The sequence below is a fragment of the Actinomadura soli genome, from assembly GCF_005889715.1.
Taxonomy (GTDB): Bacteria; Actinomycetota; Actinomycetes; order Streptosporangiales; family Streptosporangiaceae; genus Spirillospora; species Spirillospora soli.
In genome coordinates this window covers 22,353-28,352 of the sequence record NZ_VCKW01000104.1, presented here as the reverse complement: position 1 = coordinate 28,352, position 6,000 = coordinate 22,353, and the positions used below count along the sequence as shown (strand labels likewise).

The following is a 6,000-nucleotide window of genomic DNA, read 5'->3' as shown; positions in this document are numbered from 1 at the left end:
CGCGGAGGGGGTGCGGCTGCGCCCGTCGCGCGGCACCCACATCGTGGTGCGGGCGGAGACGCTGCGCGGGCTGACCGCCGGGATGCAGGTCGCCGTCCCGGGCACGTCCAGCCGGTTCCTGCTGGTGATACCGCAGGGCGACGGCCGCGTCTACGTCGGCCTGACCGACGAGCCCGCCGACGGCCCGATCCCGGACGTCCCGGAGCCGACGGACGGCGAGATCGGGTTCCTGCTGGACGTGCTCGGCTCGGCGCTGGACGTCCCCGTCCGGCGCGCGGACGTGATCGGCGCGTTCGCCGGGCTCCGCCCCCTGCTGGACGCGGACCACGGCAAGGCCACCACCGACATCTCCCGCCGGCACGCCGTGCTGACCTCGCGGGACGGCGTCGTCACGATCGTCGGCGGCAAGCTCACCACCTACCGGCGGATGGCACAGGACGCCGTCGACGCCGCCCTGAGCGTCCGCGGCCTCGACGCGGGGCCGAGCCGCACCGCCCGCCTCCCCCTCGTCGGCGCCGCCGCGCGCGACCGGCTGGACGCGCTCGACGCGCCGCTCCGCCTCGTCCAGCGGTACGGGGCCGAGGCGCCGCTGCTGGCCGCGCTCGGTGAGGACGACCCGGCGCTGCTGGAGCCGGTCGTGCCCGGGCTGCCGGTGCTCGGCGTGGAGCTGGCGTGGGCGGTGCGGCACGAGGGCGCCCTCGACGCCGCCGACGTGCTGGACCGCCGCACCCGGATCGGGCTCGTCGCGTCCGACCGGGAGGTCGCGCGCCCGGCGGTGGAGGCGCTGCTGCCCCGCGCCGCCCTGCGCTGATCGTTCAACTGCAGGACCCCGTTGGTCTCCCGGCGGCTCGTTAGGTTACCCTTACCTAAGGAAGCAGAGGTCAACGGGGGGTACTGTGACGCGCGGCAACGGCTGCGAGCACTGTCCGGGGAGCCACGGCGGCGAGCGGCCGTGCCTGGCGAGCGCCACCGAGAAGGCGGGCGCCTGGCTGCTCGTCGAGCACCCCGGCCCCTGGCCGGAGCGCGTCGAGGACCTCGCCCGCCCCGCACCGGTCGCCGAGGCCGTGCGCGCCGCGAAGCGGGCGGGCGTCCGGCCCCAGCTGATCCGCCGCTCCGGACGCCGCCGCGCCACCCCGCCCCTCCAGGTCTACGCCGCGTACTCCCGCGGGAACGAGGTCTGGGCCGAGGCACGCGAACTCACTGACCCCGCCGAGCTGGCGTCGCTCGACCTGGACGCGCTCGCCGCCGGACGCTCCCCGGGCCTCGGGGAGCGCACCACGGAGCCGGTCTTCCTGGTCTGCACGCACGGGCGCCGCAACGCCTGCTGCGCCCGCACCGGAGCGCCCCTCGCCCGGACGCTCGCCACCAGTTTCGGCGGCCTCGTCTGGGAGACCACGCACGTCGGCGGCGACCGCTTCGCCGCCAACCTGGTGTGCCTCCCCCACGGGTTCTGCTACGGCAACCTCGGCGAGACCGAGGCCTTGGCGGCGGCGGACGCCTACCTGCGGGGCGAGGTCGTCCTCGACAGGCTGCGCGGACGCGCCGGGACGCCCGAGCCGGAGCAGGCCGCCGAGCACTTCGTCCGGGCCCACGCCGGGCGGCTGGGGCTGGCCGACGTGACCGCCGTCTCAGTGCGCGCCGTCGCGGGAACATCGAGCTACGAAGCCGTCGTTCACCTAGGGGAGAGCCGTTACCACATCGTCGTGGAGGCCGTCCAGCAGTCCGCCCCATGTGGGCCGGACTGCGGCGAGAACCTGAAAACCTACGTTGTTAGGGAACTCACCCTTCTCAACGAGGCGGCCCTCGTGTAATCTCTCTGAGGCCCCATTAGTGGGTCTCCCTGTCGCACGTCCCCAGGTTTCCGGAGTAACCGGACGGGGAACAGAGCGGCAACTCCAGACGTTGGACCATTCGGCGCTTCTGACGCATGTCATCCGAAGCATGTCGAGCGTCCATGTCCCGAATTGTTCGAACCAATCAAGGTGGGTGTTCCATGGCTCAGGTACGTCGGCAGGCAAACCTCCCTCGTCCCAGCTGGGGCTGGCAGGACGCCGCGGCGTGCCGGGGGGAAGACCTCGTCCTCTTCTTCGGTCCCGACGGTGAGCGTCAGCCCGAGCGGGAGATCCGCGAGCGCAAGGCGAAGCAGATCTGCATGGGCTGCCCCGTCCGCACGGAGTGCCTGGACTACGCGGTTTCCAGGCCCGAGAAGTACGGCACGTGGGGCGGTCTGAACGAAGACGAGCGCGCGTCCGAGCGCCGTCGCAGGATGCGCCGCGCCAACGCCGCGTAGTCAGCCGACAAGCGTACGCAAGCCGCCAGAACGCTCCCATCGCGAACCCCGGCACGCCACCGAGAAAACGACACGGCCCCGCACCGCGGGGCCGTTTGCGTGTCCGGGCCCCGGTCCACTCGAACCGGGCGCGGCGGCTTCGTCACATGTGCGTCACATCTGCGTCACAACGGCCTCGACTTTCAGCGGAACCGCGCTTTTACCGCAACGCCTCCCCCGGTGTGGCCATTTCACTGAAATTCGCCACACCCATTTTCTGCCGCCCCGTCCTCGCCCGGCGCCCCGGCCCGGCTCCTCAGCCCGTCGTCCGGGCCTCCGCCGCCCGGTCCAGCCAGGCGATCACGTCGTCGTCGGTGAGCTGGTCGAAGTCGCGGTACCACTGGCCCACCGCGCGGAACTCCCACGGCGCGGCCGGCACCACCAGGTCGTCCACCTCGGACTCCAGGTCGCGGACGGTCTCCGCGGCGCCCACCGGCACCGCGAGGACCAGCCGGGACGGCCGCCGCTCGCGCAGCGCCCGGACGGCGGCGCGTGCGGTCCCGCCCGTGGCGAGGCCATCGTCCACGACGATCACCGGCCGCCCGGACGTCTCCGGCAGCGGCCGCCCGCGCCGGTAGGCCGCCACCCGGCGGTCCAGCTCGGCGCGCTCGGCCGCCACGGTCGCGGCCAGGTCGTCCTCGCGGAGCCCGAGCCGCGCCAGCAGCTCGCCGTCGAACACCGGCGCGCCGCCCTCGGCGATCGCGCCGACCCCGAGCTCCGGCTGCGGCGGGTATCCGATCTTTCGGGTCACCAGGACGTCGAGCGGGGACCCGAGCCGCCGGGCGATCTCGTGCCCGACGGGGACGCCGCCCCGCGGCAGCGCGAGGACGGCGGCGCCGTCCAGGCCCATGGGCACGAGCCGCTCGGCGAGCACCCGGCCCGCCTCCGTGCGGTCGGTGTAGGGGAGCCGGACGGTCTCGGTCTGCCGGACGTCGTCACGGTCGCGTGCGGGTCTCTTCCAGGACATCGGCGCACCCCCTTCCGGGGTCACCCCTACCCACTCCCGCGGCCGTTACAGGCGCGTACGCGGCCTTATACCGGCATCTGTACCCGTATGCGGCACCCGGCCGGCCGTCAGGCGCGTCAGGCGCCGGTGAGCCAGCGCAGCGGGTTGTCGCGGAGGACGGCGTCGAGGGTCGCGTCGTCGGCGCCGGCGGCGCGCAGCGCGGGCAGGAACGTGTCGAAGAGGTAGCCGAAGCCCCCGCCGCCGTACCGGGTGACCTGCGTCATCCGGGACACGCCGGTGCTCAGCAGCACCCGGGACCCGTGCCCCGCCTCCAGCAGGTCCATCACGCAGCGGACGCGGGCGCCGATCGCCGTGTGGTCGTCGCCGGCGAGGCCGAGCGTCCCGAACGACACGTACGCGCCCGACTCGGCGATCTTTCGGTGCTGGCCGGGATCGTCCACCCGGTCCTGCTGGCCGACGGCGACGCGGCCCGGGGACAGCCCTGCGCCCGTCAGGATCTCCAGCTGGGCGAGACCGGCGCGGCCGTAGGTCGCCACGGACAGCCCCGAGTAGCGGGCGGCCCGCGCGGCGGCGCGCAGGCACAGCTCCTCGGTCTCCGTCGGCGCCTCGCCCCACGTGCCGATCTCGCCGATGACGCCGGGCAGCGAGTTGGTGCCGTCCATGCCGAAGCCGACCTCGGCGAGGAGCCGCTCGGCGAGCCGCTCGACGCCCGTCCGCCCGTCCGGGCCTCCCGCACCGTCTCCGGCCTGCACGGCACCATCTCCGGTCTGCAGGGCCTCGCGGACGAACGACGGGTGGAACGGCTCGGTGAACACGCCCGTCCCGGCGACGACCGCGACCCGCGCCCCGGCGCTGATCCGGGCGAGCGCGGCGGCGTTGCGCCCCATGCCGGAGCACGTCAGGTCGACGACGAGGCCGAGCCCGTGCTCCCGGCGCAGGGCGGCGAGCTCCCGCTGGACGGACTTCTCCTCGTCCAGCCACCGGCCCGGGTCGGACTCCACCAGCCGCGGGCGCGCGGGCCAGCGCAGGTCCATCTGCAGGTGCTCGTGGGACAGCACCGGCCCGGTGATCTCGGACGTCGGGATCGTGCCGGTGACGGTGCGGAGCCGGCCGGAGTCCTCTCGGGGGGTCATGTCAGGCGAGGCTACGACATGTTTGACCTTTTCAAGTCCCTAGTCGGCCCTGTTTTTACCTTCGGCGGCCGCGGTGTCCGGCTCTCCGCCGGACTCCGGCTCGGCGACCCGGGCGGCCTCCGGGGCGGTCTCCGAGGCGGCTTCCTCGTCCGCGTCCCCGTTGGCGTCCTTCGCGGCTTCGGCCGCCAGCTCCGCGCGCGCTTGCGCGGTGATCTCGCTCGGCCACAGCCGGTCGATCTCGGCGTTCAGCGTCGCCCCGATCAGCACCGCGAGCGCCGCGACGTACAGCCAGGCCAGCACCGCGATCGCGGCGGCCAGCGATCCGTACACCGACACGCCGCTCAGCGAGCCGGCGAGGTAGATCCGGAGCGTGATGCTGCCGACGATCCAGATCAGCAGCGCCAGCGCCGCGCCCGGCACCGCCCGCGACCAGGCCGTCCGCACCGGGACGCTGACGTGGTACAGGGTCGCCAGGAAGACGATCGACAGGCTCACCACGACCGGCCAGTACAGCAGCTGGACGGCCTCGGCGCTCTCCGGCAGCGCCTGCCGCACCAGCGTCGGCCCGGCCACCAGCAGCGGGATGACGATCAGCAGGATCAGCAGGCCGATCAGGTAGAGGAGGAACGCGCGCAGCCGGGTGCGGATCACGCCGCGGATGCCGGACAGCCCGTACGCGATGGTGATCGTGTCGACGTAGACGTTCGTCGCCCGCGAGCCCGCCCACAGCGAGATCAGGAAGCTGACCGACACGATGTCGGCGCCGCCGCCGTTGATCACGTCGTCGAGCAGCGGCTCGACGGCGGTCTCCACCGCCGGGCCGGTCAGGACCTGCCGGGAGTGCTCGATCACCCAGGTGCGGATGTCGGCGATGGTGCCGGGCCCGATCGTGCCGCGGAAGTGGCCCATCGTGCCGATCAGCCCGATGACCAGCGGCGGCAGCGACAGCAGCGCGAAGAAGGCGGCCTCGGCGGCCAGACCGGTCACCCGGTAGCGGAACGCGCTCACCGCGGTGCCCTTGATCAGCGTCCAGCCGACCCGTCCGGACGTCTCCACCGCCACGCGGGCGCGCGGGCCGAGCCGCTCACGGCCCGAGCCGGCGGTATCCGGGCCGTCTTGGGCGTCCTGCGCGTCCGGGGCATCCGGGACGGCGTCGGAGTCCCCGGCCGGGGAGACGCCCGCGGCGTCGGAGACGGTGGTCACACCGCCCCACCGTAGAGCGTTACGCGCCCGGACCATGCCGCATCGCCCATCCGAATCTCCGGTGGGGGGACGATCCCGATCGCCTCCCCTGCCCCATCATCTCGCAGGCCTGGCTTCCGTTCCCCGCGCATCCCTTTCCCCATACCCGCTTTGACGGCACGGAACGTCATCCCGACCATGATCGTCCCCGCGGCCGTCGCGAGGGACGGACCGGGCACCCTGCCCCATCGGTGACAATGGAGAACGTGATCTGCGAGTCGTGCCGAGAGCGCCGCCACGAGGAGTGCCGTGGCGGGTCCTGGTGCGACTGCCAGCACCAGCGGGGCCCGGCGACACACGAGGACGGGCCTCCCGAGACCAACGGAGCG

6 protein-coding genes are annotated in these 6,000 nt (G+C 73.7%); 3 read left to right on the top strand and 3 right to left on the bottom strand.

Annotated elements, in window-relative coordinates:
* The 3 genes from ETD83_RS20805 to ETD83_RS20795 form a co-directional block, all read left to right on the top strand.
* The coding region (locus tag ETD83_RS20805) for an FAD-dependent oxidoreductase (RefSeq protein WP_138646808.1) at positions 1-811 on the top strand (811 nt) is incomplete at its 5' end.
* Between the two features lie 85 nt (positions 812-896).
* Positions 897-1,811, top strand: coding sequence for a sucrase ferredoxin (locus ETD83_RS20800; protein ID WP_138646807.1), 915 nt, complete (start codon positions 897-899; stop codon positions 1,809-1,811).
* Between the two features lie 182 nt (positions 1,812-1,993).
* Positions 1,994-2,290 (top strand): WhiB family transcriptional regulator, encoded by a 297-nt coding sequence (locus tag ETD83_RS20795; RefSeq protein WP_021600082.1) that lies wholly within the window; start codon positions 1,994-1,996, stop codon positions 2,288-2,290.
* A 295-nt stretch (positions 2,291-2,585) separates the two neighbouring features.
* On the opposite strand, the gene ETD83_RS20790 is transcribed toward ETD83_RS20795, so the two are convergent.
* The 3 genes from ETD83_RS20790 to ETD83_RS20780 all read right to left on the bottom strand — a co-directional run bounded on the left by ETD83_RS20790 (position 2,586) and on the right by ETD83_RS20780 (position 5,632).
* Positions 2,586-3,296: a phosphoribosyltransferase gene (locus tag ETD83_RS20790; protein WP_138646806.1), complete on the bottom strand. Its 711-nt coding sequence runs from the start codon at positions 3,294-3,296 to the stop codon at positions 2,586-2,588.
* A 116-nt stretch (positions 3,297-3,412) separates the two neighbouring features.
* The gene (locus ETD83_RS20785; protein WP_138646805.1) at positions 3,413-4,429 is read right to left on the bottom strand and encodes a phosphotriesterase family protein; all 1,017 of its coding nucleotides are present in this window, start codon (positions 4,427-4,429) and stop codon (positions 3,413-3,415) included.
* A gap of 39 nt (positions 4,430-4,468) precedes the next feature.
* A complete protein-coding gene (locus tag ETD83_RS20780) occupies positions 4,469-5,632 on the bottom strand; it encodes a YihY/virulence factor BrkB family protein (protein WP_138646804.1) in 1,164 nt (387 codons plus the stop codon).
* Positions 5,633-6,000: the final 368 nt, after the last annotated feature.

Bases quoted from the DNA above. Each gene is read 5' to 3' on its own strand.
- ETD83_RS20795 (WP_021600082.1), top strand. From the start codon at position 1,994: ATGGCTCAGGTACGTCGGCAGGCAAACCTCCCTCGTCCCAGCTGGGGC.
- ETD83_RS20790 (WP_138646806.1), bottom strand. From the start codon at position 3,296: ATGTCCTGGAAGAGACCCGCACGCGACCGTGACGACGTCCGGCAGACC.
- ETD83_RS20785 (WP_138646805.1), bottom strand. From the start codon at position 4,429: ATGACCCCCCGAGAGGACTCCGGCCGGCTCCGCACCGTCACCGGCACG.